Annotated in this window: 22 protein-coding genes, 3 tRNA genes, 3 pseudogenes and 1 riboswitch; of the genes and pseudogenes, 14 read left to right on the forward strand and 14 right to left on the reverse strand. The window is 68.2% G+C overall.

Annotation, left to right across the window (positions count from 1 at the left end; all coding sequences use genetic code 11):
• Position 1 precedes the first annotated feature (1 nt).
• Positions 2 to 1111: a phosphate acyltransferase PlsX gene (gene plsX, locus PARN5_RS0101605; protein WP_017998056.1), complete on the forward strand. Its 1110-nt coding sequence runs from the start codon at positions 2 to 4 to the stop codon at positions 1109 to 1111.
• Positions 1111 to 2082: a beta-ketoacyl-ACP synthase III gene (locus tag PARN5_RS0101610; RefSeq protein ID WP_017998057.1), complete on the forward strand. Its 972-nt coding sequence runs from the start codon at positions 1111 to 1113 to the stop codon at positions 2080 to 2082. Before plsX ends, PARN5_RS0101610 begins: the two co-directional genes overlap by 1 nt.
• 296 nt (positions 2083 to 2378) lie before the next feature.
• Here PARN5_RS0101610 and PARN5_RS0101620 read toward each other — a convergent pair whose 3' ends face one another.
• Positions 2379 to 2654: a DksA/TraR family C4-type zinc finger protein gene (locus tag PARN5_RS0101620; RefSeq protein ID WP_017998059.1), complete on the reverse strand. Its 276-nt coding sequence runs from the start codon at positions 2652 to 2654 to the stop codon at positions 2379 to 2381.
• A gap of 210 nt (positions 2655 to 2864) precedes the next feature.
• Here PARN5_RS0101620 and ihfA point away from each other — a divergent pair, with 210 nt between their 5' ends.
• From ihfA to PARN5_RS0101640, 4 genes are all read left to right on the forward strand, one after another.
• Entirely contained in the window at positions 2865 to 3173 is a 309-nt protein-coding gene (gene ihfA, locus PARN5_RS0101625; RefSeq protein ID WP_017998060.1) for an integration host factor subunit alpha, read from the forward strand.
• Positions 3173 to 3688 carry a MerR family transcriptional regulator gene (locus PARN5_RS0101630; protein WP_017998061.1) on the forward strand — a complete coding sequence of 172 codons (516 nt, stop codon included), beginning with the start codon at positions 3173 to 3175 and terminating at the stop codon, positions 3686 to 3688. Before ihfA ends, PARN5_RS0101630 begins: the two co-directional genes overlap by 1 nt.
• A gap of 114 nt (positions 3689 to 3802) precedes the next feature.
• Positions 3803 to 3880 (forward strand) — tRNA-Pro (locus PARN5_RS0101635).
• Between the two features lie 60 nt (positions 3881 to 3940).
• On the forward strand, positions 3941 to 5005 hold the full coding sequence (locus PARN5_RS0101640; RefSeq protein ID WP_017998062.1) for a 2'-deoxycytidine 5'-triphosphate deaminase: 1065 nt from the start codon (positions 3941 to 3943) through the stop codon (positions 5003 to 5005).
• A 59-nt stretch (positions 5006 to 5064) separates the two neighbouring features.
• Here the strand turns inward: PARN5_RS0101640 and PARN5_RS0101645 are convergent, their stop codons facing one another.
• From PARN5_RS0101645 to argS, 6 genes are all read right to left on the reverse strand, one after another.
• A complete protein-coding gene (locus PARN5_RS0101645) occupies positions 5065 to 5259 on the reverse strand; it encodes a hypothetical protein (RefSeq protein WP_017998063.1) in 195 nt (64 codons plus the stop codon).
• A gap of 17 nt (positions 5260 to 5276) precedes the next feature.
• Positions 5277 to 5936, reverse strand: coding sequence for an SMC-Scp complex subunit ScpB (gene scpB / locus PARN5_RS0101650; RefSeq protein WP_017998064.1), 660 nt, complete (start codon positions 5934 to 5936; stop codon positions 5277 to 5279).
• Positions 5933 to 6772: a ScpA family protein gene (locus tag PARN5_RS0101655; protein WP_017998065.1), complete on the reverse strand. Its 840-nt coding sequence runs from the start codon at positions 6770 to 6772 to the stop codon at positions 5933 to 5935. Before PARN5_RS0101655 ends, scpB begins: the two co-directional genes overlap by 4 nt.
• Before the next feature lie 39 nt (positions 6773 to 6811).
• Positions 6812 to 7798 (reverse strand): glycoside hydrolase family 3 N-terminal domain-containing protein, encoded by a 987-nt coding sequence (locus PARN5_RS0101660; RefSeq protein ID WP_017998066.1) that lies wholly within the window; start codon positions 7796 to 7798, stop codon positions 6812 to 6814.
• Entirely contained in the window at positions 7798 to 8931 is a 1134-nt protein-coding gene (locus PARN5_RS0101665) for an SPOR domain-containing protein (protein ID WP_017998067.1), read from the reverse strand. Before PARN5_RS0101665 ends, PARN5_RS0101660 begins: the two co-directional genes overlap by 1 nt.
• A 68-nt stretch (positions 8932 to 8999) precedes the next feature.
• On the reverse strand, positions 9000 to 10745 hold the full coding sequence (gene argS / locus PARN5_RS0101670) for an arginine--tRNA ligase (RefSeq protein ID WP_017998068.1): 1746 nt from the start codon (positions 10743 to 10745) through the stop codon (positions 9000 to 9002).
• A gap of 278 nt (positions 10746 to 11023) precedes the next feature.
• Between argS and PARN5_RS0101675 the strand changes: the two are divergent.
• From PARN5_RS0101675 to metK, 3 genes and pseudogenes are all read left to right on the forward strand, one after another.
• Positions 11024 to 12583: pseudogene (locus PARN5_RS0101675) on the forward strand (DEAD/DEAH box helicase); the annotation flags it as partial.
• Between the two features lie 536 nt (positions 12584 to 13119).
• Positions 13120 to 14661, forward strand: a complete 1542-nt coding sequence (lnt, locus tag PARN5_RS21400) for an apolipoprotein N-acyltransferase (RefSeq protein WP_051070966.1) — start codon at positions 13120 to 13122, stop codon at positions 14659 to 14661.
• Positions 14662 to 14693: 32 nt separating this feature from the next.
• Positions 14694 to 14741, forward strand: a riboswitch (SAM-SAH riboswitch).
• 5 nt (positions 14742 to 14746) lie between these two features.
• A complete protein-coding gene (gene metK, locus PARN5_RS0101685) occupies positions 14747 to 15913 on the forward strand; it encodes a methionine adenosyltransferase (RefSeq protein ID WP_017998071.1) in 1167 nt (388 codons plus the stop codon).
• A 152-nt stretch (positions 15914 to 16065) separates the two neighbouring features.
• On the opposite strand, the gene PARN5_RS0101690 is transcribed toward metK, so the two are convergent.
• Positions 16066 to 16692: a J domain-containing protein gene (locus tag PARN5_RS0101690; protein ID WP_017998072.1), complete on the reverse strand. Its 627-nt coding sequence runs from the start codon at positions 16690 to 16692 to the stop codon at positions 16066 to 16068.
• 69 nt (positions 16693 to 16761) lie between these two features.
• Between PARN5_RS0101690 and PARN5_RS0101695 the strand changes: the two genes are divergently transcribed.
• The 5 genes from PARN5_RS0101695 (at position 16762) to PARN5_RS0101725 (ending at position 20643) form a co-directional block, all read left to right on the forward strand.
• On the forward strand, positions 16762 to 17013 hold the full coding sequence (locus PARN5_RS0101695; RefSeq protein ID WP_026155100.1) for a BolA family protein: 252 nt from the start codon (positions 16762 to 16764) through the stop codon (positions 17011 to 17013).
• 93 nt (positions 17014 to 17106) lie between these two features.
• Complete coding sequence (gene glpX, locus PARN5_RS0101700) at positions 17107 to 18072, forward strand: class II fructose-bisphosphatase (RefSeq protein ID WP_017998074.1); 966 nt, start codon at positions 17107 to 17109, stop codon at positions 18070 to 18072.
• A 47-nt stretch (positions 18073 to 18119) separates the two neighbouring features.
• Positions 18120 to 19874, forward strand: coding sequence for a single-stranded-DNA-specific exonuclease RecJ (recJ, locus tag PARN5_RS0101705; protein ID WP_017998075.1), 1755 nt, complete (start codon positions 18120 to 18122; stop codon positions 19872 to 19874).
• A gap of 113 nt (positions 19875 to 19987) precedes the next feature.
• Positions 19988 to 20062: transfer RNA gene (locus PARN5_RS0101710), tRNA-Glu, on the forward strand.
• A gap of 506 nt (positions 20063 to 20568) precedes the next feature.
• Positions 20569 to 20643, forward strand: a tRNA-Glu gene (locus PARN5_RS0101725).
• An 11-nt stretch (positions 20644 to 20654) separates the two neighbouring features.
• Here PARN5_RS0101725 and PARN5_RS0101730 read toward each other — a convergent pair.
• The 6 genes and pseudogenes from PARN5_RS0101730 to PARN5_RS23130 all read right to left on the reverse strand — a co-directional run.
• Positions 20655 to 21758 (reverse strand): tyrosine-type recombinase/integrase, encoded by a 1104-nt coding sequence (locus PARN5_RS0101730; protein WP_081614902.1) that lies wholly within the window; start codon positions 21756 to 21758, stop codon positions 20655 to 20657.
• Positions 21755 to 21943 (reverse strand): hypothetical protein, encoded by a 189-nt coding sequence (locus tag PARN5_RS0101735; protein WP_017998079.1) that lies wholly within the window; start codon positions 21941 to 21943, stop codon positions 21755 to 21757. Before PARN5_RS0101735 ends, PARN5_RS0101730 begins: the two co-directional genes overlap by 4 nt.
• 3 nt (positions 21944 to 21946) lie before the next feature.
• A complete protein-coding gene (locus PARN5_RS0101740; RefSeq protein WP_017998080.1) occupies positions 21947 to 22645 on the reverse strand; it encodes a hypothetical protein in 699 nt (232 codons plus the stop codon).
• Between the two features lie 160 nt (positions 22646 to 22805).
• Positions 22806 to 23383: pseudogene (locus PARN5_RS0101745) on the reverse strand (IS5 family transposase); the annotation flags it as partial.
• A gap of 69 nt (positions 23384 to 23452) precedes the next feature.
• Complete coding sequence (locus PARN5_RS0101750; protein ID WP_017998081.1) at positions 23453 to 24652, reverse strand: IS256 family transposase; 1200 nt, start codon at positions 24650 to 24652, stop codon at positions 23453 to 23455.
• Between the two features lie 94 nt (positions 24653 to 24746).
• Positions 24747 to 24968: pseudogene (locus PARN5_RS23130) on the reverse strand (transposase); the annotation flags it as partial.
• Positions 24969 to 25363: the final 395 nt, after the last annotated feature.

A 25363-nucleotide genomic window follows, 5' to 3' on the forward strand; every position in this document is an offset into this window, starting at 1 on the left:
TATGGTCTCGGCAGGCTCCACGACGCTGCCGCGCACCCCGGAGACCGGGGGCGTGGTGATCTCGGTTGATGCAATGGGCGGCGATCGCGGACCTTCCGTGGTGGTCGCCGGCATTGCCGAAAGCGCCGAGAAGAACCCCGATATCCGTTTCATCCTGCACGGCCCCGGCGCCGAACTGGAAGCCCTGGTCGCCCGCCGGCCCGGGCTTGCCCTGCGTTGCGACATCCGCGACGCCCCCGGCGTGGTGACCATGGGCGACAAGCCCAGCCAGGTGCTGCGCAAGGGCGAAGGCACCTCGATGTGGTCGACGCTCGAATCTGTGCGGCAGGGCGAGGCCACGGCCGCCGTCTCCTGCGGCAATACCGGCGCGCTGATGGCGATGTCGATGATCCGGCTGCGCAAGCTGCCCGGCGTCAACCGGCCGGCCATCGCCTGCCTCTGGCCCTCGCGCAATCCGCAGGGCTTCAACGTCATGCTGGACGTGGGCGCCGACATCCGCGCCGATGCGCAGGACCTGCTGGCCTATGCGCTGATGGGCGCCGCCTATGCCCGCAACGGCCTGGGCCTTGCCCGGCCGCGCGTCGGGCTGCTGAACGTCGGGACCGAGGAACACAAGGGCCGCCCCGAGCTGAAACAGGCGCATGAGCTGATGCCCGCCTCGGCAAAGACGGCGAATTTCGACTATGTCGGCTTCGTCGAGGGCGGCGATCTGCCCTCGGACCGGGTGGATGTGATCGTCACCGACGGCTTCACCGGCAATGTCGCGCTGAAGACCGGCGAGGGCACCGCCAAGCTGGTCGGCGACCTGCTCAAGGAAGCCTTCGGCAAGTCCGTGCTGTCGAAATTCGCGGCACTGCTGGCGATGGGCTCGCTGAAGCGGCTGCAAAAGCGCATCGACCCGCGCCGCGTCAACGGCGGCGTCTTCCTGGGCCTGAACGGAACCGTGGTGAAATCGCATGGCTCGGCCGATGCGACCGGGGTTTCGGCGGCGGTCAAGCTGGCCTTCCAACTGGCGCAATCCGGCTTCCAGGACCGGCTGGCGGCGCGCCTCGCCCAGATCCATGCCGGCGCCGAGACCGATGGCGCCGCGCCAACCGAGGGAGCGTCCTGATGCGGCGAGCGATCGTCCGGGGAACCGGCCACTACCTGCCCGAACGGGTGGTCGAGAACAGCTGGTTCGAGGACAAGCTGGACACCAGCGACGAATGGATCCGCGCCCGCACCGGCATCGAGCGGCGCCATTTCGCGGCCGAGGGCCAGCGCACCAGCGATCTCGGCATCCTTGCTGCCCGCGCGGCGCTGGACAGGGCCGGGCTGGCGGCACAGGACATCGACGCGGTGATCGTCGCGACCTCGACTCCCGACCTGACCTTCCCCTCGGTCGCGACCATGGTGCAGGCTGGGCTGGGCATGCGCCAAGGCTTCGCCTATGACCTGCAGGCGGTCTGCGCCGGCTTCGTCTATGCGCTGGCCAATGCCGACGCGATGATCCGCGCCGGCCTGGCCGAGCGGGTGCTGGTCATCGGCGCCGAGACCTTCAGCCGCATCATGGACTGGACCGACCGCGGCACCTGCGTGCTGTTCGGCGACGGCGCCGGCGCCGTTGTGCTGGAGGCCGCCGAGGGCGCCGGCACCGCGCAGGACCGCGGCATCCTCGCCACCGACCTGAACAGCGACGGGCAGTATCGCGATCTGCTCTATGTCGACGGCGGCGTCGCCTCGACCGGCACCGCCGGATATCTGCGCATGCAGGGCAACCTGGTGTTCCGCCACGCGGTCGAGAAACTGGCCGACACCGCGCATCGCGCGCTGGACAAGGCCGGGATCACGCCCGAGCAGGTGGATTGGCTGGTGCCGCACCAGGCCAATCTGCGCATCATCGAGGCCACCGCCAAGCGCATGCACCTGCCGATGCAGAAGGTGGTGCTGACCGTCGCGGACCATGGCAATACCTCGGCCGCCTCGATCCCGCTGGCGCTGTCGGTCGCCGATGCGCAGGGCCGTTTCAAGCCCGGCGACCTGCTGGTGGTCGAGGCCATCGGCGGCGGCCTGGCCTGGGGCTCGGCCGTGCTGCGCTGGTAAATGCGGAAACGGCGGGTTCCCCCGCCGCCTGCCGCCTTGCCATGAATGTCATGCGGACCGGCTGTTCGCCGCGCTGTCGTCCAGCACGCCGGCGGCGCCCTTCAGCTTCTGCCGTTCCTCGATCAGCGCCCGTTTCAGCTTGCGCTTCCATTTGCTGGTCATCTCATGCCTCCCATGAAACCGGCAGCGGGTTGCTGCGCCATGATCGCAGCCTAGCACAACCTGCGGAAAATTTCACGACAAAGGTGATAGATATTTAAGGCTATCGCTCGGCGCCGAAGCCCCAGCGCAAGCCGTTATTTCAACTGCGAATCCTTGGACCCGCGCCGATTGATCCCCGCCGCCGGACGGAACGCCTTGTCGCGCCCCGACTGGCAGGAGACGCACAGCCGCACGCCGGGAATCGCCTGTCGCCGGGCCTCGGGAATCGGCTCATCGCATTCGTCGCAGAATTCGGCGCTGTCGCCCAGGGCGCGATGGGCGTTGCGCGCGCGCATCCGCTCGATCGCCTCCTGGGTCGAGATGTCGATCTGCTCGTTGACCGCCTCGTCGCGTGCCCAACCGCCCGCCATGTCTGCCGCTCCGTCCCGGGTTACGCTGCAAAGATAGGAAGCAAAACCCCGCCCTCCAAGCCCATGCGCGCAGGGAATGCGCGGGGTCTTGCCGGTAAGGCGCGAATAACGCGGAACAAAATCCGGCATGCGGGAACGGAATCGAAGCGCCGGTTGTTGACTCGGCATCCTAAAGAACTCATCCTGCACAGCATTCATGAGGTTTCCGAGATGAGCGACTCTACCCTGACCCGCATGGACCTGGCCGAAGCCGTGTTCCGTGAGGTGGGTCTGTCCCGCCACGAATCGGCCCAACTCGTCGAAAGCGTGCTCGGCCATGTTTCGGACGCGCTGGTGCGCGGCGAACAGGTCAAGATCTCGTCCTTCGGCACGTTTTCGGTGCGCGACAAGAACGAGCGCGTCGGCCGCAATCCCAAGACCGGCGAGGAAGTGCCGATCACCCCGCGCCGGGTGCTGTCCTTCCGGCCCTCGCATCTGATGAAGGACCGCGTCGCGGCGGGGAACAGGCGCAAGGGCTGATGAGCAAGTCGCCCGACGCCTTCCGATCCATCGGAGAGGTCTCGCGCCTCGTGGGCGTCGCGCCGCATGTGCTGCGCTATTGGGAATCGCAATTCCCGCAACTGGCCCCGGTCAAGCGCGCCGACGGCCGCCGCTATTATCGCCCCGACGACGTGCGGCTGGCCGCGGGCCTGTGCCAGGTCATGCGCGAGGAAGGGCTCAGCATCCGCGGTGCCCGCCGCCTGATCGCGGCGGATCGCGGCCTGGGCCTGCGCGAGATCGGTGCCGCGCGGCTGGGCGAGAGACAGGACGTGGCCCCCCCGGCCGCGCCCGCAGCGCCCGAATCGACGCGCCCGCCGCGCCGCGCATCCAGGCCTGCCGAATCCCTGCCGCTGTTCGAGCGGCCCGCCGCCGCGCCCGACTGGCTGGCCCGCCTCGTCACCGCCGCCGCCCGGCTGCGCCGGCAGGAGTTGCAGGGCCGCGCCCTGCCCGACCGGGCCCGACAGCTGCGCATGGCGCTGCGCGACCCGCGCTGAGCGCATGGCAGCGCATCCCTTGTCGCCGCATGCTGCAACAATCGAATTTCCCGACCAGATTTCCGCGCTTGGCCCCTTGTGCTGGCCGCCCGCTTCGCTCTATATGCCCCTCGTCGGGCCGTGGCGCAGCCTGGTTAGCGCGTCCGTCTGGGGGGCGGAAGGCCGCGAGTTCGAATCTCGCCGGCCCGACCATTCCGAAAACGCCCATCCCTTTGCGGGGGTGGGCGTTTCCTTTTGCCGAAAGGGTTTGCCTTGAACGGTGTCCTGCCCGATTCCCGCCTGCGCCAGCTGATCGATTCCGGCGCCATCCGCGCCGAAAGCCCGATCCTGCCCGAGCAGATCCAGCCTGCCAGCCTCGACCTGCGGCTGGGCGCGACCGCCTGGCGGCTGCGCGCCTCGTTCCTGGCCGGCCAGGGCCGCAAGGTCAGCGACCGGCTGGCGGATTTCGAGATGCACCGCATGGACCTGACCGACGGCGCCGTGCTGGAAAAGGGCTGCGTCTACCTGGTGCCGCTGATGGAACGGCTGTCGCTGCCGCATGGCCTCGACGCGGTCGCCAATGCGAAAAGCTCGACCGGCCGGCTGGACCTGCTGACCCGCCTCGTCACCGACGAGGGCACCGAATTCGACCGCCTGCCGCCGGGCTACGACGGCCCGATCTACGCCGAGATCTGCCCGCGCAGCTACTCGGTCCTGGTCCGGCCCGGCATGCGGCTGAACCAGCTGCGGCTGCGCCAGGGCCAGGCGGTGCTCTCGGACGCCGAGCTGCAGGAATTGCACGCCCGCGAGCCGCTGGTCAGCGGCCAGGCGCTGATCGACGACGGCCTGGGCTTCTCGGTCGACCTGCGGCCCGAGTCCGGCGACCTGGTCGGCTATCGCGCCCGCCCGCATAGCGGCGTCATCGACCTCGACCGCATCGGCGCCTATCGCGCCCGCGACTTCTGGGACGAACTGCGCACCAGCGACGGCCAGCTGATCCTCGACCCCGGTGCCTTCTACATCCTCGTCAGCCGCGAAGCGGTGGCGATCCCGCCCGATTACGCCGCCGAAATGGCGCCCTATCTCGCCATGGTCGGCGAATTCCGCGTGCATTACGCCGGCTTCTTCGACCCCGGCTTCGGCCACGGCCCGGGCCAGGGCGCGCGCGGCGTGCTCGAGGTGCGCTGCCACGAAGCCCCCTTCGCGCTCGAGCATGGCCAGACCGTCGGCCGCCTGGTCTACGAACGCATGGCGGCCCGCCCCGACCGGCTCTATGGCAGCGGCATCGCCTCGAACTACCAGGGCCAGGGGCTGAAGCTCGCCAAGCAGTTCGCCTGAGCTTCTTTCTTGCCGAAATATCCCGGGGGAGTCCCGCAGGGACGGGGGCAGCGCCCCCGCTACCGCATCCGCCGGGTGATCCGCGCCGCCTGGCGCGCCCGCTTCACCGCCTCGCGCGCCGCCTTCTCGCGGCTTTTCTGCTGCGGCGTCTGCCGCTCGCCGGGTTTCGGTGCGTTCAAACGGCGAACACCCCAGTTCAGCAGGCGATTCGAAACCATCCGCGTCAGCATATTGACAAGCTGGTTCATGTTCATGGCGCTATGCCTTGTTTTCATTCATCTTCGAACAGGTCGTCGGCCAAGGCCACGGGCTCGTCCGCGTCAGCATCCTCGTCCCGGAACAGCGTGGGCGCAAGTGCGGCCTGCGGGCGCGATTCCAGCAGCCCGGCCGCCCGCAGCTCGGCCAGCCCCGGCAGGTCGCGGGCGCTTTCCAGCCCGAAATGATCCAGGAAGGTCTCGGTCACCACGAAGGTCACCGGCCGGCCCGGGGTCTGCCGGCGCCGGCCGATGCGCACCCATTCCAGCTCGATCAGCTGGTCCAGCGTGCCCTTGCTGACGGCGACGCCGCGGATCTCCTCGATCTCGGCGCGGGTGACCGGCTGGTGATAGGCGATGATCGCCAGCGTCTCGGTCGCGGCGCGCGACAGGCGCCGGCTCTCGACCATGCTTTCCTGCATCAGGAAGCCCAGGTCGGCGGCGGTGCGAAAGGCCCAGGCATCGCCGACGCGCGCCAGCTGCACCCCGCGCCCCTCATAGCGGGCGCAGAGGCTTTGCATCGCCTCGGCCGGGTCGCAGCCCCGGGGCAGGCGCGCGGCGATCTCGCGCAGGCTCATCGGATGGGCCGAGGCAAACAGCACCGCCTCGACCATGCGCTCCTGCTCGGGCAGCGGCGGCGGCGGGAAGCGTTGCGGATCAAGCGATTCGTCGGTCATTCCGGGCGTCTGCGAATGGTGATGGGGGCGAAGCTGGCGCTCTGGCTGATCTCCAGCCGGCCCTGCCGCGCCAGTTCCAGCGTGGCGGCAAAAGTCGCGGCGGTGGCCGAGCGGCGGCGCTGCGGATCGGTCTCCCAGCCCTCGGGCAGGAAGGCGGCAAGCGCGGTCCAGTCGCCGGCAAAACCGATCAGCCCGCGCACCCGGTCCAGCGCCTGCTCCATGGTAAAGACGTCGCGGCGGTCGAAGGCATAGGGCCGGAACTCGTCGCGGGTGCGCAGTCGGGCATAGGCCCGCATCAGGTCGATGAGCCCGGCCTGCCAGGCGACCTGGCGCTGGCGCGTCACCACCTCGGGCGCACCGCGCGCGAAACGGTCCTGTCCCAGCCGGTCGCGCGCCATCAGCCGCGCCGCGGCCTCGCGCATGGCGTTCAGCCGTTCCAGCTGGAAGGCCAGATGCGCGGCCATCTCCTCGGCACTCGGCCCCTCGGCCTCGGGATCGGGTGGCAAGAGCAGCCGTGATTTCAGGAAGGCGAGCCAGGCCGCCATGACCAGGTAATCCGCCGCCAGTTCGATGCGCAGGGCGCGGGCCTGGTCGACGAATGCCAGGTACTGGTCGGCCAGCTCCAGCACCGAGATCTGCAGCAGATCGACCTTCTGCATCCGCGACAGGTTCAGCAGCAGGTCCAGCGGCCCCTCGAACCCCTCGACATCGACGACCAGCACCTCCTCGGCGCGGGCGGCGGCCCGGTCGGAAGGGCGGCCGGGCGGCTCCAGCCCCGGCAGCGGCGGCGCGGGGTCCGGGTCGGGCACGGGCGTCAGATAGGGAACCCTGGTCATGCGGGCAGAATCGGCGATGGCGCGGAGTTCGTCAACCGCTCAGGCCAGCAGCCCGCCAAGCGCCGCCAGTTCGGCGCGCAGCGCGGCGATGTCCTGCTCGGCCGGGATGCAGCGCAGGGCCAGCGCCGCATCGGCGCGCCGCAGGGCATCGGTTCCCATCGGGCCTGCGGCGGCGACGATGCTCTCCATCTGCGGCAGCGTCTCGTTGCAGGACAGCACCAGATCGCAGCCGGCGGTGATGCCGGCCAAGGCGCGCTCGGCCGGGCTGCCCGACAGCGCCTCCATGCCGATGTCGTCCGACATCAGGAGCCCGTCGAAGCCGATGCTGCGGCGGATCAGCCCGATCACCGTATGCGAGGCGGTGGCCGGCGCATCGTCGATGGCGGTAAAGCGGATATGCGCGGTCATCGCCATCGGCAGGTCGGCCAGCGCGCGGAAGGGCGCGAAATCGGTGGCCTCCAGCTCGGCCAGCGTGGCATCGACCACCGGCAGGCTCTTGTGGCTGTCGACCTGGGCCCGGCCGTGGCCCGGCATGTGCTTGACGACCGGCAGCACGCCCGCCGCCAGCATGGCATCGGCCGCCGCCTGGCCCAGCCGGGTCACGGTCGCGGCGTCGGTGCCAAGGCAGCGGTTGCGCAGGAACGGATGCGTTTCGGGACGGGCGATGTCCAGCACCGGGGCGCAATCGGCGTCGATGCCAACGGCACGCAGCTCCAGCGCCAGCAGGTGATGGTGCAGCCAGACGGCGCGCTCGCCGCGTTCCGCCTGGTCCAGCGGCGCCGGCCAGTCGGTCCAATGCGGCGCGCGCATGCGTTGGACGCGGCCGCCCTCCTGGTCGATCAGCACCGGCGCGTCGCGGCCCACGGCCTCGCGCAGGTCGGCGGTCAGCCGGCGCAGGCGCTCGGGCGTGTCGATGTTGCGGCCGAACAGGATGAAGCCCCAGGGGTCGGTCGCGCGGAAGAAATCGCGCTCGGCCCGGTCGAGGTCCGGGCCGGCGATGCCGCCAAGGATGGTGGCCGAGGGCATTACTTCGCCGTGGCCGGGATGCAGTCGACGCCTTCGGCGATCAGCGCGGCGCAGAAACGGCGCGCCTCGTCCTTGGAGGCGAAGCCCGCGGCCCGCAGGCGCCAGAAGCTGCGGCCATTGGCCTTGTGCTCCTGCACGACCATGCCCTTGCCGGCGAAAAGCGCACCGAACTTGTTCGACACCCGGTTCCATTCGCCGCGCGCCAGCTTGTCGCTGTCGAAGGCGCCGATCTGCACCAGCGAGGCGCCCGAGGCGACCTTGGCGGGCGCCGGGGTCGGCGCGGGGGCGTCTTCGGGCCTGGCTTCGGTCACGGCGGCCGCGGCGGCGGGTGCCGGTGCGGCGTCGCTCGTCACCACGGCGGCCGAGGCCAGCCGGCGCGGGCGCGGCGCCGGGCGGGGCGAGCCCGCGACCGAGGCCGGGGCGACGGCGGGCGCGGCACCGGCCTCGGCCAGCGCATTGGTGATCGCCACGTCGCGGGTCTCGTTGCCGGCGAGATCGGTCACGACCTCGTTCACCGGCGCTTCCGAGGCGGCGGGCGCGTCCGAGATCGCCGCCTCGGCAACCATGTCGGGCTCTTCGCTGCTTTCGCCGTCCGGCCGGGCGATGACGCGCGGCGTGTCGTCGGTCAGCGGCAGCTCGACCGGGTGCGAGGGGGCCTGGGCCGTGGCGCCAAGCGCGCCCATGGCGACGTCCTCCGCCCCGAGCGGGGTGGCCGGCGGGGCGATGGCGACCTGGTCGACGCGCTTCGGCTCCTGCCCGGCGGCGACGGTGTTCACGGCCAGGCCGGTGCGGTCGGTCAGCTCGCCGCCCGGGTTCTCCGGCGCGGTGCGGGCCTCGCCCTGGACGGCGCGGATCACCGGCACGCCCGAGACGTCGCGCACCACCAGCTTGAAGCCCCAGACCGCCAGGATCACGATCAACCCGACCGAGACCAGCGCCCCCAGGTAATGCGTCAGCCGCGACACCCGGCCCAGCAGCGAGGGCGATTCGGCCGGCGCATGGTCGTGCTGCGCATCCCAGCCGTCGTCCTGCCAGTCCTGCTCCTGCGTTTCGCCATAGGGATAGTCATGCGCCAGCCGTTGCGGCTGCGACCCGTCAAACCCGCCCGAGGAGCGGAAATCTACCACCGTCATTCCTGCCTGCCTGCCGGTTGTTCCGACGCTGCTCGTTTATCTGCTCGATCCCGACAGGGCGCCTTTGGTCAGCGCATTTCCTTGGCCGGAGTCACCCCCAAGATACCAAGACCGGCCGAAATGACAACGCCGACGGCGCGCACCAGCGCGATTTTCGCCGCCGTCGCCGCCGGATCGCCGTCCTGGACGAAGCGCAGCGCGGTCTCGTCATTGCCGCGGTTCCACAGCGAATGCAGGTCCGAGGCGATGTCATAGAGGAAAAACGCGATCCGGTGCGGCTCGTTGGCGCGGGCCGCGATCTCGACCGTGCGTGGCCATTCTGCAACTTTGCGCGCCAGCTCCAGCTCGGCCGGATGGCTCAGCCGCGACAGATCCGCCGCCGCCAGCGCCGCGTCCGCGGTATCGACGCCCATGCCGGCGGCCTTGTTCAGGACCGAGTTCACCCGCGCGCTGGCATATTGCACGTACCAGACCGGGTTGTCTTTGGACTGCTCCAGCACCTTGTCGAAGTCGAAATCCAGCGCCGCGTCGTTCTTGCGCGTCAGCATGTGGAAGCGGGTCACGTCGGCGCCCGCCTGCTCGACCACGTCGCGCAGGGTGACGAAGGTGCCGGCGCGCTTGGACATCTTGAAGGGCTCGCCGTTCTTGAACAGCCTGACCAACTGGATCAGCTTGACGTCCAGGGCCACGCGGCCGTTCGACAGCGCCGCGACCGCCGCCGTCATGCGCTTGACATAGCCGCCGTGGTCGGCGCCGAAGACGTCGATCAGCGCGTCGAAGCCGCGGTCGATCTTGTCCCAGTGATAGGCGATGTCGGGCGCGAAATAGGTCCAGGAGCCGTCGGATTTCTTCACCGGCCGGTCCACGTCGTCGCCATGCGCGGTCGAGCGGAAGAGCGTCTGCTCGCGCGGCTCCCAATCCTCGGGCGTCTTGCCCTTGGGCGGCTCCAGCACGCCCTCATAGATCAGCCCGGCCTGGCGCAGGCGGTCGATGGCGGCCTCGATCCGGCCGGTGCCGTAAAGCGCCTTCTCGCTGGAGAACACGTCCATGTGGACGTTCAGCAGCGCCAGGTCGGCGCGGATCATCTCCATCATCGCCTCGGTGGCGAAGTCGCGGATCTCGGCCAGCCATTCGCTTTCGGGCTGGTCCAGCAGGCGGGTGCCGTATTTCGCCTTCAGCGCCTCGCCCACCGGGATCAGGTAGTCGCCGGGATAGAGCCCCTCGCGGATCGCGGGTTCCAGCCCGTTCGCCTCGCGGTAGCGCTCATAGGCGGAACGCGCCAGCACATCGACCTGGGCGCCGCCATCGTTGATGTAATATTCGCGCGTGACATCATGGCCCGAGAAATCCAGCAGCGCCGCCAGTGCATCGCCAAAGACCGCGCCGCGGGTGTGGCCGACATGCATCGGCCCGGTCGGGTTGGCGCTGACGAATTCGACGTTGACCTTGCGGCCTCGGCCCATGTCCGAGCGGCCGTAGTCCTTGCCCTCGGTCAGCGCGGCGCGGATCACCGCCTGCCATTCGGCGGGCGCCAGGCGCAGGTTCAGGAAGCCCGGTCCCGCCACCTGGGCCTCGGTGATGCGCGGATCGGCGGCCAGCCGCGCGGCCAGGGCCTCGGCAATGTCGCGCGGCTTCTTGCCGGCGGGCTTGGCCAGCACCATCGCGGCATTGGTCGCCATGTCGCCATGCGCGGCATCGCGCGGCGGCTCGACCGTGACATTGGCGGTGTCGAGACCGGCGGGCAGTTCCCCCGCCTGTTCCATCTGCGCCAGCGCGTCGATCACCAGCGCGCGGATATCCGAGAAAAGGTTCATGGCTTCCATCCGTAAGATCGCGCCGGGATAGCGCCTGCCCAAGGGGGCCGTCAACCACGGCCAGGGCGCGCACCGCGCGCCGCCGCGGCCCGCGATCCCGCATCAGATTGACGCAGCCCGGATTTTCGGCTAGGTGCAGCCTGTCTGCATCCGGCAGGCATGGCGAGGGGCGTGCGGAAATTGCGTCCCGAACCGCCGCGCGGCCCCCAATTCCCGGCAGTCGGCGATGGACGCAAAAAGTGCGGGATGTTCCCCGCACAGCTATACGAAAGCCCTGAATGACCAAGTTTTCCGATCTGAAGCTGGACCCCAAGGTTCTGAAAGCCATTGCCGAGGCCGGGTATGAAACCCCGACCCCGATCCAGGCCGGGGCGATTCCCCCCGCGCTGGAAGGCCGCGACGTGCTGGGCATCGCCCAGACCGGCACCGGCAAGACGGCGAGCTTCACCCTGCCCATGATTACCCTCCTGGGCCGCGGCCGCGCCCGCGCCCGGATGCCGCGTTCGCTGGTGCTGTGCCCGACGCGCGAACTGGCCGCCCAGGTGGCCGAGAATTTCGACATCTATGCCAAGCACACCCGGCTGACCAAGGCGCTGCTGATCGGCGGCGTGAGTTTCGGCGAACAGGACCGGCTGATCGACCGCGGCGTCGACGTGCTGATCGCCACCCCGGGCCGGCTTCTGGACCATTTCGAGCGCGGCAAGCTTCTGCTGACCGGCGTGCAGATCATGGTGGTGGACGAGGCCGACCGCATGCTCGACATGGGCTTCATCCCCGACATCGAGCGCATCTTCCAGCTGACGCCCTTCACCCGGCAGACGCTGTTCTTCTCGGCCACCATGGCACCCGAGATCGAGCGCATCACCGACACCTTCCTGCATTCGCCGGAACGGATCGAGGTCGCCCGCCAGGCCACCACCAGCGAGACGATCACCCAGAAGCTGGTCGAGATCACCCCGACCCGCCGCGACCAGGCCGCCAAGCAGAAGCGCGAGCTTCTCCGCGCCCTGATCCGGGCCGAGGGCGAGGGCCTGAAGAACGCCATCATCTTCTGCAACCGCAAGACCGACGTGGATATCGTCGCCAAGTCGCTGAAGGCGCATGGTTTCGACGCCGCGCCGATCCACGGCGACCTGGACCAGCGCCACCGCATGGCGACGCTGGACGGCTTCCGCGAAGGCACGCTGCGCTTCCTCGTCGCCTCGGACGTGGCGGCGCGGGGGCTCGACATTCCGGCGGTCAGCCATGTCATCAATTTCGACCTGCCCAGCCATGCCGAGGATTATGTCCACCGCATCGGCCGCACCGGCCGCGCCGGGCGCGAGGGCACCGCGATCTCGATCGGCACCCCCGCCGATGAGAAATACCTGACCGCCATCGAATCGCTGGTCAAGCAGAGCCTGCCCCGCGCCCCCCTGCCCGAGGGCTTCACCCTCTCGGCCGCCGCCCAGGACGCCCCGCGCCCGGGCCGCGAGAGCAACGCCCGGCGCGAGCGCGGCCGGGAGCGGGATCGGGATCGGGATCGCGGCGAACGCCGCGGCCGCCGCGACGACAGCGAACAGCGCGCCGCCGCGCCGGAACCCCGCGCCGAGGCGCCCGTCCAGCCCGAGCGCCGCCACGATCGGCCCGCGCGCGAGGAGCGTCGCGACGACCGGCGCGACGACCGCCGGGGCGAGCGCGGCGGTCATGACCGCCACGAGCGCCGCGAGGATCGCCGCACCGACCGCCATCCGGTGATGGGCATGGGCGATCACATGCCCGAGTTCATGACCCGGACCTTCCGCCCCGGCTTCCTGGAGCCGGCCGAGGAAACCCCGGTGGTCGAGGCCGAGGATCTGGCGCCGGTGCCGGCGGAAACCGCCCCGGCGACCGAGGCCACCCCGGCCGCCGAGGCACCCGCGCCGGCCGAAAAGCCCAAGCGCAGCCGCAGCCGCAAGGCCAAGCCCGCGCCGGAAGCGGCCCCCGAAGCCGCCGCCGAACCGGCCCCCGCCGAGGCAGCGCCCGAGCCCGTGACCGAGGCGACGCCTGAGGCCGTGCCTCAGCCGGCGGCCGAGGCCTCGACCGAAGCGGCAATGCCGGAAAAGCCGGTGCGCCAGCGCAAGCCGCGCGCCACCAAGGCCAAGGCCGCCGCGACCGAGCCGGAAACCGCCCCCGAGGCTCCGGACAGTACCGCAGCCCCGGCCGAAGAGCCCGCCGAAGCCGCCGAGAAGCCGGCCAGGAAGCCCGCGAAGCCGCGCGCGCCGCGCAAGTCCCGCGCCAAGGCCCAACCCGCCGAGGCGCCGGCCGAGACCGCGCCTGAGGCCGAAGCCGAGGCGCCGCAGGCCGACACCGTCCCCAGCCCGGACGATACGGCGGCCGACGCCTGAGGCGCGCCATGGCGGCGGCAGCCGTGCCGACCCCCGCAAGACCGGGGCGCCCGTCCTGGGCGGCGCTCGCGCTTGACCTGATCCTTGGCGCCGGCGCGGCGCTGGGACAGGCCCCCTGGGGTCTCTGGCCGCTGACCGTGCTGGCGCTGGCCACGCTTTGCTGGCGCATCGCCCGCGCGCCCGGCCCGCGGCCCGCCGCCTGGCACGCCTTCGCGGCCGGTCTTGGCCATTTCGCGCTGGCCATGTCCTGGATCGTCGAGCCCTTCCTGGTCGAACCCGAGATCTATGGCTGGATGGCCCCCTTCGCCCTGGCGCTGATGGCGGCCGGCGCGGCACTGTTCTGGACCCTGCCCGCCTGGGCCGCCGCAAGGCTGACCCCGGGCTTTCCCCGGCAGGGGCTGGTCTTTGCGGCGCTGATCGTGCTGTCGGATTGGCTGCGCGGCTGGATCTTCACCGGCCTGCCCTGGACGCTGACCGGCCATGTCTGGATCGGCACCCCGGCCGCGCAACTGGCGGCAACATTCGGCGCCATCGGCCTCTCGGGCCTGACTATGCTGGCGGCGGCGCTGCCGCTCGCCTTCTGGCGCGGTCCCGCGCGGCAGCTGCGAGGGGCCGTGCCGGGCACGATCCTGTCGGCGCTCGTCATCGCAACCGCCCTCAGCGCCGGCCTGGCACGGCTCGCGCGTCCGCTGCCGCCCGACACCGCCATCCAGCTGCGCCTGATCCAGCCCGACGCCACCCAGGCGCTGAAATGGGACCCCTATTGGTCCGAGGTCTTCTTCCGCCGCCTCCTCGACCTTTCCGCCGCCCGCGAGCCCGGCCGGCCGGCACCCGACGCGGTGATCTGGCCCGAGACGGCGGTGAACTTCCTGCTCGACCAGTCCGGCACCGCGCCGCAGGAGATCGCCGGCTTCGCCGGCGCGCCGGTGATCCTCGGCATCCAGCGCAGCGAAGGCCAGCGCTATTTCAACAGCCTGACCGAGTTCTCGGCACGCGGCATCGGCCCGGTCTATGACAAGTTCCACCTCGTTCCCTTCGGCGAATACACCCCCTGGGGCGACCTGATGGCGCGCTTCGGCGTCCGGGCCTTCGCCGCGCAGCACGGTTTCGGCTATTCCGCCGGTCCCGGCCCGCGGCTTCTCGACCTGCCCGGCCTGCCCCGGATGCAGCCGCTGATCTGCTATGAGGCGATCTTCTCGCGCCACCTGATCGCGGGCGAGACGCGGCCGGCCTGGCTGCTGCAGGTGACGAACGACGCCTGGTTCGGCGCGCTCTCGGGGCCCTGGCAGCACCTGGCGCAGGCACGGCTGCGCGCCATCGAATCCGGCTTGCCGCTGATGCGCGCGGCGAACACCGGCGTCTCGGCGGTCATCGACGCCCGCGGCGGTCTGCGCGCCACGCTGGGGCTGAACCGCGCCGGCCGCATCGACGCGGCGCTGCCCGGCGCACTGCCGCCCACGCCCTGGGCGCGCTGGGGCGACGGGCCGGCGCTGGCCCTGGTGCTGGCGGCCCTGGCCCTGGCCGCGCGGCGGCGTCATCAGCACGGTTGACGGCAACCGGGGCGTGATCTATCGCTGAGCGTTGACCGCCACAACGGCTTCCTGGCGTGGCGGCGTCATTCAACGGAGCACCTTCATGGCCAGACAGAACTACGTGTTCACCTCGGAATCCGTATCCGAGGGGCATCCCGACAAATTGTGCGACCAGATTTCCGACGCGGTGCTGGACGCGCTCCTGGCCGAGGACCCGGCCGCCCGCGTCGCCTGCGAGGCCTTCGCCACCACCGGCACCGTGGTGATCGGCGGCGAGATCGGCCTGACCGACCAGAAGAAGCTGGGCGAATACATGGGCCGGGTGACGCAGATCGCCCGCGACACCATCCACGACATCGGCTACGAGCAGGAAAAGTTCCACTGGAACACCTGCCACGTCCACAATTACCTGCACGAGCAATCCGCCCATATCAGCCAGGGCGTCGACCGCGACGGCGCCGGCGACCAGGGCATCATGTTCGGCTATGCCGTGGACGAGACGCCCGAACTGATGCCGGCGCCGATCCAATATGCCCATGCCATCCTGCGCCGCCTGGCCGAGGCCCGCAAATCCGGCGCCGAACCGATGCTGGGCCCGGATGCGAAATCCCAGCTGTCGCTGCGCTACGAGAACGGCAAGCCGGTCGAGGTGACCAGCCTGGTGCTCTCGCACCAGCACAAGGACGAGGCGCAGACATCGGACGACATCCGCGCCATCGTCGAGCCCTATATCCGCGAGGTCCTGCCCGCCGACTGGTTGACCGAGCGCACCGAATGGTGGGTGAACCCGACCGGCACCTTCGTCATCGGCGGCCCCGACGGCGACGCCGGCCTGACCGGACGCAAGATCATCGTCGACACCTATGGTGGCGCGGCGCCGCACGGCGGCGGCGCCTTCTCGGGCAAGGACCCGACCAAGGTCGACCGCTCGGCCGCCTATGCCGCGCGCTACCTGGCCAAGAACGTCGTCGCGGCCGGGCTGGCACGGCGTTGCGTAATCCAGCTTTCCTATGCCATCGGCGTGGCGAAGCCGCTGTCGATCTATGCCGACACCTTCGGCACCTCGGACGTCCCCGAGGCCGAGATCGAACGCGCCATCGCCCGCGCCATGGACCTGACCCCGCGCGGCATCCGCGAACATCTGGAGCTATGCCGCCCGATCTATCGCCGCACCGCCGCCTACGGCCATTTCGGCCGCGCGCCCGAAGCCGATGGCGGGTTCTCCTGGGAACGCACCGATCTCGCCGATGCGCTGAGACGCGAGTTGTAAGGCCGCGCCGGGGGTTTCACACCCCCGGACCCCCGTGGGATATTTCAACAAGAAAGAAAGGGCCGCAGGTTTTTGCGTCCCCGTGAATTTCTTTCTTGGGCAAATATCCTGGGGGGAGCGCGGAACGCGCGGGGGGCAAAGCCCCCTCTTCTTCAATCCTTGAAGCTGCGGCTGTCCTTGATCTGGTCCCAGGCCCAGACCACTTCTTGCAGCCGATCCTCGTCCGAGCGGTCACCGCCGTTCATGTCGGGGTGAAGATCCTTGACCAGGGATTTGTATTGCTTGCGAATCTCGGTGCGGGTCCAAGTGTCGCGCGCCTCGAGGATCTCGAGCGCCTTGCGTTCCGTCGGCGGCAGCTTGCGGCTGGCCGCCTTGCGGACCTCGGGATTGGTGCCGTTGGCGCCCAGGATCTCCAGCGGGTCGTCGATGCCGTGGCGGGCCCATTTCTGCTCTTGCGCCGCGCGGCCGAAGGGTTTGGTCGGGCGCTCCCAGACCGTGGCATTGTCGAGGAACTCCTGGAACTCGGCCTCGGACTGGCCCTGGAAATAGTTCCAGTTCAGGTTGTATTCGCGCACATGGTCCTTGCAGAACCAATAGTAGTCGTCCAGCGCGCGCGGCGATTTCGGCGCGCGGTACTGGCCGGGCTCGTTGCAGCCTTCCTTGTCGCAGACCCGCCGCGAGGTTTCGAAGGCGCCGGACATGCCGCGCCGGCCCTTGGAACGCTTCTTCTTGTCGGAAGCGGCGGATATGTCGAAGCCGAACGGGTCGCTGTTGCTCATCTGACTGCCTTGTCCTGAACGGGACAGGCAGTTTAGGCTATTTCGCGGGACATGAAAGGGGTGATGCGGATGATTGCCGACGAGATGCGCGAGAAACTGGCGGGGCTCGCCCCCTCGCGGCTGGAGATCCTGGACGAAAGCGAGAGCCATCGCGGCCATGGCGGCTGGCGCGAGGGCGGCGAGACGCATTTCCGCATCCGCATGGCCAGCCCCGCCTTCGCCGGGCTGGGCCATGTCGCCCGCCATCGGCTGGTGCATGCCGCCCTGGGCGATATCGTGCCGCGCATCCACGCCTTGGCGCTGGAGCTTGCCGAAAGCTGAGCCGTTAGCGCGCGCAGTCTTGCCCGGTGCAGGTCGCGGGCGTAGAAGCCCCCCGGGATCAGAAACACGATCAGACACACAAGGAATTTCCGTATGAGCTCGGCCAAGGATTTCAATGACCGGATGCTGTCGCTGGGCCTCGCCCGGGTCAGCGAGGCGGCCGCCCATGCCTCGGCCCGGCTGATCGGCCGCGGCGACGAGAAGGCCGCGGACCAGGCCGCCGTCAACGCCATGCGCGAGCAGCTCAACATGCTCGACATCAAGGGCGTCGTGGTCATCGGCGAGGGCGAGCGCGACGAGGCGCCGATGCTCTATATCGGCGAGGAGGTCGGCTCCGGCGACGGTCCCGAGGTGGACATCGCGCTGGACCCGCTGGAGGGCACCACGCTGACCGCCAAGGACATGCCGAACGCGCTGACCGTGATCGCCATGGCGCCGCGCGGCACGCTGCTGCATGCCCCCGACGTCTATATGGAGAAACTCGCCATCGGTCCGGGCTATGCCAAGGACGTGGTCAGCCTTGACATGGCGCCGGCCGAGCGCGTGCGGGCGCTGGCCAATGCGCGGGGCGTCAAGGACAGCGACATCACCGTCTGCATCCTCGAGCGTCCGCGCCACGAGGAATTGATCGCCGAGGTCCGCTCGACCGGCGCCGCGATCCGGCTGATCACCGACGGCGACGTGGCCGGTGTGATCCATTGCGCCGAGGCGGAGCTGACCGGCATCGACATGTACATGGGCTCGGGCGGCGCGCCCGAGGGCGTGCTGGCGGCCAGCGCGCTGAAATGCATGGGCGGGCAGATGTGGGGCAAGCTCTTGTTTCGCAACGAGGACGAGAAGGGCCGCGCCAAGAAGGCCGGCATCACCGACCTGGACCGGATCTATTCGCGCGACGAGCTGGTCACCGCCGACGTGATCTTCGCCGCCACCGGCGTCACCAACGGCTCGATCGTGGCCGGCGTCAAGCGCGAGCCGAACTATCTGCAGACCGAGACCATCCTGATGCGCTCGAAGACCGGCTCGGTGCGGCGCATGATCTATCGCAACCCGGTCAAGTAAGCGGGCGGCATCTTGAACAGCGGGCGGTCATGGGGGATGAAGCCCGCATGACCGCTTTGCTTTCGCCCGCCTTCCTTTCCGTCACCGCCTCGCTGACCGGCCGGTCGTGGCGCGGCCCCGAGACCAGCCTGGAGCGTGCGGCCGAAGCGCTGGCGCAGGACAGCCGCCTGCCCCTGCCCGTCAGCCGCGTTCTGGCCGAGCGCGGCGTGCCGGCGCATGAGGCGCAGGCCTATCTGGACCCCAAGCTGCGCGACCTGCTGCCCGACCCGCTGCGGCTGCGCGACATGGACAAGGCGGCCGAACGCATCACCGCCGCCGCCCTGTCCGGCCAGCGCATCGCCGTCTTTGCCGATTACGACGTGGACGGCGGCGCCTCGGCCGCGTTGCTGATCGACTGGCTGCGCCGCCAGGGCCGCGATGCGACGCTTTATATTCCCGACCGCATCGACGAGGGTTACGGCCCGAACGCCCCGGCCATCGCCGCGCTGTCGCAAAGCCACGACCTGATCGTCTGCGTCGACTGCGGCACGCTGAGCCACGAGGCGCTGGCCGCCGCCACCTGCGACGTGATCGTGCTGGACCACCACCAAGGCGGCGAGACGCTGCCGCCGGTCCTGGCCGTGGTGAACCCCAACCGCGCCGACGAGGACGGCGCCCTGGGCCATCTCTGCGCCGCGGGCGTCGTCTTCCTGACGCTGGTGCGCTGCAACAGCCTGCTGCGTGCCGCGGGCCATGCGGCGCCCGACCTGATCCCGCTTCTGGACCTGGTGGCGCTGGCGACGGTGGCCGATGTGGCGCCGCTGGTCGGGGTCAACCGGGCCTTCGTGCGCCAGGGGCTGCTGATCATGGCCCGGCGCGAGCGGCCCGGCCTGGTGGCGCTGTCGGATGTGGCGCGGCTCGATTCGGCGCCGAACGCCTTTCACCTGGGCTTCCTGCTGGGGCCGCGGATCAACGCCGGCGGCCGTGTCGGGCAGGCCGACCTGGGGGCGCAATGCCTGTCCTGCACCGATGCCGCCCTGGCGCAGCGCCTGGCGGCGGAACTGGACGCGTTGAACCGCGACCGCCGCGCCATCGAGGCCGCCGTGCGTGGCGAGGCGCTGGCCCAGGTCGAGGCGCGCGGCGCCGAGACACTGGCCTGGGCCGCCGGCCAGGGCTGGCATCCGGGCGTGGTCGGCATCGTTGCCGCGCGGATGAAAGAGGCGACCAACCTGCCCTCGGTCGTGATCGGCATCGAGGGCGGCATCGGCAAGGGCTCGGCGCGCTCGGTCCCGGGCGTCGACCTGGGCCGCGCCGTGCAGCGCCTGGCGGCCGAGGGGCTGCTGCTGAAGGGCGGCGGCCATGCCATGGCGGCCGGGCTGACGGTGGAGGAGGCCCTGCTTCCCGCCGCGATGGAGCGGTTGGCGCAGCTTTTGTCGCGCGAGATGGCCGCGCGCAGCGGCGCGGGCGAGTTGCGCATCTCGGGGCTGTTGGACCCGGCCGGCGCCACGGTCGAGCTGATGCAGATGCTGGACCGGGCCGGCCCCTTCGGCCAGGCGGCGCCGGCGCCGCGTTTCGCCTTTGCCGACCAGCTGATCGACAGCGCCAGCACCATGGGCGACAGCCACCTGCGCCTGCGCTTCCGCAGCGCCGGCAGCCCGGTGATCGAGGCGGTGGCCTGGGGCGCGATGACCGGCCCGCTGGGCCCGGCCTTGCTGGGCGCGAAGGGTCGCCGCTTCCACTTGGCCGGCAGGCTGGAGCTGTCGCAATGGGGCGGTCGCGAGCGGGTGCGCCTGCGCCTCGACGATGCCGCGCCGGTTGGCTGAAAGGCGGCGGAAAAAACTTCCTGCCCGGGCGATTTTTCCGCTTGCAGCCCTGCGGCCCAAGCCCTAAACACCGCCCCACGCCGCCGGCACAGACCTTGGCGGAACAAGAAAGTGGCCCGTTCGTCTATCGGTTAGGACGTCAGGTTTTCAACCTGAAAAGAGGGGTTCGACTCCCCTACGGGCTGCCACTTCCATATTGTTTCTCTACGTTGTCAAACTGTTGCATGACCGAAGCGGCCAACTCGGCAAGCTGTTGGCCCCCTGCACCGGAATTCCGCGCCATTAAGACGGCCCAACCCCCAATTTCGTCAACCTTTTCCGAACCGCCGCGACCGTATATGTCCGGGCTTCCTTGGTGGTGGCATGGGCCAGGTAGCTCATGACCTCGTTTTCCGTGCCGCCCGCCTCGGCGATGGCGGTGGCCTGAGCCTGAAAGCGCGGAAGCTGATCAGTCATAGAGCTTCACCGGCCGGGTCGTTTCGGAGCTTGGCGCGATCACCGGCAGGACGATGGCGCCGTTCACGGCATTTTTCGGGGACATGGTTTCCGCCGCTCGGCAGGACCGAACAGAGCGGCGCTCTTGCCCGCGGCAAATCCCCTGCTCCGCCTTGGAAAAATTTCCCGCCGGAACATCGCGCCGCCCCCTTGCGCGAGCGGCAAAGCTGGCCTAAATGTCCGCATCGCCGACGCGCATGGCCCGTTCGTCTATCGGTTAGGACGTCAGGTTTTCAACCTGAAAAGAGGGGTTCGACTCCCCTACGGGCTGCCACTTTTCCATAATTACCCTTTCTTTTGATGTGGTTGCATGATGGCATTGTCTAACCCGCCACCAAGGTTAGACAACTTCTGTTCTGGTTTCGCCCCGGAAACTCTTGAGAGACCTCGATCGGCAAGCTTTGCTCGCCCGGCCTTTTTGGTATAGGTCGCGCCCTCTTTCGGGGTCGCATGTGCAAGGAAGCTCATGACCTCCAATTCGGTCCCGCCTTCCTCTGCGATCCTTGTCGCCTGCCCCTTACGCAGGCCATGCGCGGAGCAATGCGGAAGCCCCGCCGCCTTGCATTGATCCTTGAACCAGTTGCCGAACGTCTCGGGTTTGTAGGGCCGTCCCTCGCCGTGGGTGAGAAACAACATCCGGTCGGCGGGCACATGCCGCAGTTCGTCGGCCAATTCAGGCAGGATCGGATAGTCGCCGCCAATCTCGGTCTTGTGCCGCCGGTATCTGATCCGGTCGCCCTCGATGTTCTGCCAGCCAAGGCGGATCACATCTTGCCGCGCGGCACCCGTGTTCATCATCAGCAGAGCAGCCAGCCGGGGTTTGCTGCCCGGCTTGTGGAACGTTAGAAACCGCGCAATCTCGGCCTCGGTCCAAGTGTGGTATCCATCCTGGTTTTCCCTACGCCGATCTGCATACTTGGCCGGATTGTGCTTCAGATCGGCCAGAGAATACTTGATTGCGAAGTTGAAAAGCATGGACAGGTTCTTCTTCACCGTGTTCGCAGCGGTCGGGCCGGTTTTGCGGGCCATGATCGCCTCGACATGCCTCGTCTCGAACCGCCCGGCCTGATACTGCCCCATCTCCCCCCGCAGCCAGTCCAGTTCCCGCCGGATAGTCTTGCGACGAATATCAGACAGGTTCATATGCTTTGGACTGCGCAAGTAATTCTCGATCAGCCAGGCGATGGTGCCATAGCTGGAATTGGTCCGCGTCACCGGCTCGGCCACACCGGCCACCGCAGCTTCGTAGGCGGTGCGGAACTCGGCAGAGCCATAGGGACCGGGCAGATACACGTCAGCCCGCCCCTTCCGGCGAAAGCGCCAGCGCACCTTGCCGTGCCGGTCCACAAGCCGGGAAACGCCAGGGAAGGGATTGCGGGGCTTTCTCATCTGCGCAGCAACTCGTCAGGATCAGGCCCGACGCCCGCAGCGGGCGCGGCCCCCATCGGATAGATGATAACCTTCCCCGTCGCGTGATCGACCTCAATCCTGCCCACCGCGAAACCAGCAGCCATCGCGCCCTTTACGGATCGCTTGATCTCGGATTCGGTTACGGTGGCTGGACGGTTGGCCATTGATCAGGCCCCCTTCATCCAGTCCGGATCGCGCGCACGAACAAATGCGCAAATCTCATCATAGCGTTTCCGCCGATCAGCGCCTCGCAGTTCCTCGTTCCAAGGATGTGTGAGGTCGAGAGGGTGACCGTCGCCGTCACACCCCGAGAACCTATCAGCCCACATCTCTCCGGCCACGATCATTAACTCGGCAGAAGCCAAGCCGCGCGACCGGCGGATTCCGAACATCTCACGGCGGTCCTGCGCGGCCATTTCGGTGGGTCTGGAAGCGGTCCGAAATTTGGCAAGGGCGCCCGTCATCTCGAACACCGCAGTCTTGTCATTTTCGCGGATCTCGAAATACGGAGCGCAATCGAACGCCCCATCATCGAGATCAGTCCCGAACAATCGGACCAAGACCTGCTCCAAGGTCGGGTTGTCGTGGAAAAGCATCGGCGGCAATTCACCGTTGCTTTCTTTCAGGCGCAAGGTCATTGCGCGATACCGCGAAACCGCAGCCACCGCCTGCGACGGTTTGTCCGTGGCCAGCAAGGCAATGGTCATCCGTGCCGCATCAAGGGGGCGCATATGGGGCGCATTCACGCCGCGCGCGCCAGACGTGAGCAAGCCCGCCTCCCGCAGAAACCGAGCATAGACGATCACGGTCTTTTCCTCGACCTTGTAGGCGTCTGCGATAAGTTTGATGAACGATCCTGACTGCATGTCTATTCGTATGACACACCGAAAGGCTTCACGCAAGCCATTCCGCGTGATATGCAGATAGAGAGATTTCGAATCTCCACCCAGCAACCCATGAGGCTATGATGACGGACAGAGAGAAAACCTATTCCGATATTTTCAGGGATCTGGCGGATGAGCTAGGTCATGTTGACAAATGGCGGAGCCAGAGCCTGATGCAGGCGACGTCGACGAAGCCAAGGAAGCTTTCGGCGGTTTTGTCGTAGCGGGTTGCAAGGCGGCGGCTATTTTTCAGCTTGTTGAAGCAGCGCTCGACCATGTTGCGCAGGGTGTAGATGGTCATGTCGACAGCCTTGCGCACCCTTCGGTTCCTTCGCATCGGTATCATGGGCAGGGCGTTGCGGCTCTCGATGTCTTCCCGAATTTTATCAGAGTCATAGCCCCTGTCGGCGACCAGAACTGCTGGTTGCGGCAGGTTGTCGGCCATCACCATATCATAGCCGGTGTAGTCGGAATCCTGCCCCGGCGTGATCTCGGTCCTCATCGGGAGGCCTGCGCCGTTGACGCGGAGATGGATCTTGGTCGAGAAGCCGCCTCTCGAACGGCCAAGAGCCTCTTTCGGAGTCCCCCTTTTGCGCCCGCCGCATGATGATGGGCGCGGATCACAGTGCTATCAACCATCTGGAGCTTGTCTGGCGCGATCCCAGCGTGGTTCAGCGCATCCAGGATATCCTCCCACAGTCCCGCCAAAGTCCAGCGGCGGATGCTGTCCCACGGAGTGGTGTAGCTGGCGCTGATCGTCACCGTTAGGTTCGGCGCTGGCCTGCTTGATCAGGATGCCGCTGCGGGCAGGCTGATGACGGGATCATCGCCCATTGACGCGATGGTTTCCAGCGTCATGTAGCGGGTGCGCTGAACGGTCCATTCATCGTTCTGTTCGAGGAGCAGAGCCCCGACGAGGCGGACGATGGCGTCGTCATTCGGGAATATTCCGACGACGTCGGTGCGGCGCTTGATCTCGCCGTTCAGCCTTTCGATCGGGTTGGTCGAGTGCAGCTTGGCCCGGTGTTCCTTGGGGAAGGACATGTAGGCCAGGACGTCATGCTCCGCGTCATCCATGAGGGTGGCCAGCTTCGGCACCTTGGGCCTGATCTGGTCGGCCACGGCGCGCCACTGGGTGCTGGCGGCCTTGGCGGTGTCTTGGGCGAAGGCGGTGGCGATGAAGGCCGAGACGACGCGCCGCCCGCTCTTCCCGGCATGCGCCAGGGCATTGCGCTGGAAGTGGACGCGACAGCGCTGCCAGGTGGCGCTGAGCACCTTCGAGACCGCGGCCTTGATGCCTTCGTGGGCATCGCTGATGACGAGCTTCACCCCGCGCAGTCCGCGGCGGGTCAGCTTGCGAAGGAACTCCGTCCAGATCGGCTCGGCCTCGGATGTGCCGATCTCGAGACCAAGAACCTCGCGCCGCCCATCGGTGTTGACGCCGATGGCGATGATGACGGCGACCGAGACGATCCGCCCGCCTCGACGGACCTTGAGGTAGGTGGCGTCGATCCAGAGATAGGGCCAGTCACCTTCGAGGGGGCGGTTCAGAAACGCCTTCACCTTGCCGTCGATCTCTTCGCAGAGCCGCGAGACTTGGCTCTTGCTGATCCCCGACATGCCCATGGCCTTGACCAGATCGTCCACGGACCGCGTCGAGATACCCTGAACGTAGGCCTCCTGGATGACCGCCGTTAGCGCCTTCTCGGCCATCCGCCGGGGCTCGAGAAAGCCCGGAAAGTAGCTGCCCTTCCGAAGCTTCGGAATACGCAGTTCGACCGTCCCGGCGCGCGTCTCCCAGTCCCTGTCGCGGTAGCCGTTGCGCTGCGCCCGCCGTGCAGGGTCCTTCTCGCCATAGGCCGCGCCCGTCACAGCGCCGACCTCCAGCTCCATCAGCCGTTCGGCCGCAAAGCCGATCATCTCGCGCAGCAGGTCCGCATCAGGGGCCTTCTCCACAAGGTCGCGGAAGTTCATCATGTCGGTGGTCATCGGTGGTCCTCTCGGTTCTGGGTTGGCGTAAGCAACCAGACCTTAACCGAACATCGCCGGTGACCACCTCACCCAGAACCTACACCACGCTCAGGGACAGCATCCAGCGGCGGAACTGACGGTAGACCGAGGACCACTTGCCAAACTCTTCGGGCAGATCGCGCCATGGCGCACCAGTCCTTGCGATCCAGAATATACCATTCAGAACAAGACGATGGTCCGCAGGTTTCCGCCCGTTAGGGTGCCGGACGGCACGAATGAAGCCCTCGAAGAAGGTCCACTCATCGTCGGATATCAGGTTGCGTGCCAAGTTCATCTCCCACGTAGAGATGAGCTTGAATCATAGGACGACTGCCAGAGGAATCCCTTTTGTCAACACGACCTAGTCGAAGATCGGCGGCTAGTTGTTAACGCGTGGAACCGCGGGGACAAGAATAGCAGTGATGCAGGCCGCGAGATACTGGAGATCAACCAGATCCTTGAGGCGGTGCTACAGGCCGCAAAAGAGGAACGTAAGTCTACTGGCGACGTGACCTTCCTTTAGTCACTCCACGCGCGCGCGGGCGAATGGACGCAATGCCCTGATTGTAATCGGCCAGCGCCAGTCACTCCACGCGCGCGCGGGCGAATGTTCCCGACCGGAACGTTCGCCACCACGGCTGGCGTTCCTTCACGCGCGCGCGCGGGCGAATGCGATAAAACCGGGTCGAA

The sequence above is a fragment of the Paracoccus sp. N5 genome, assembly GCF_000371965.1.
Lineage (GTDB): Bacteria > Pseudomonadota > Alphaproteobacteria > Rhodobacterales > Rhodobacteraceae > Paracoccus.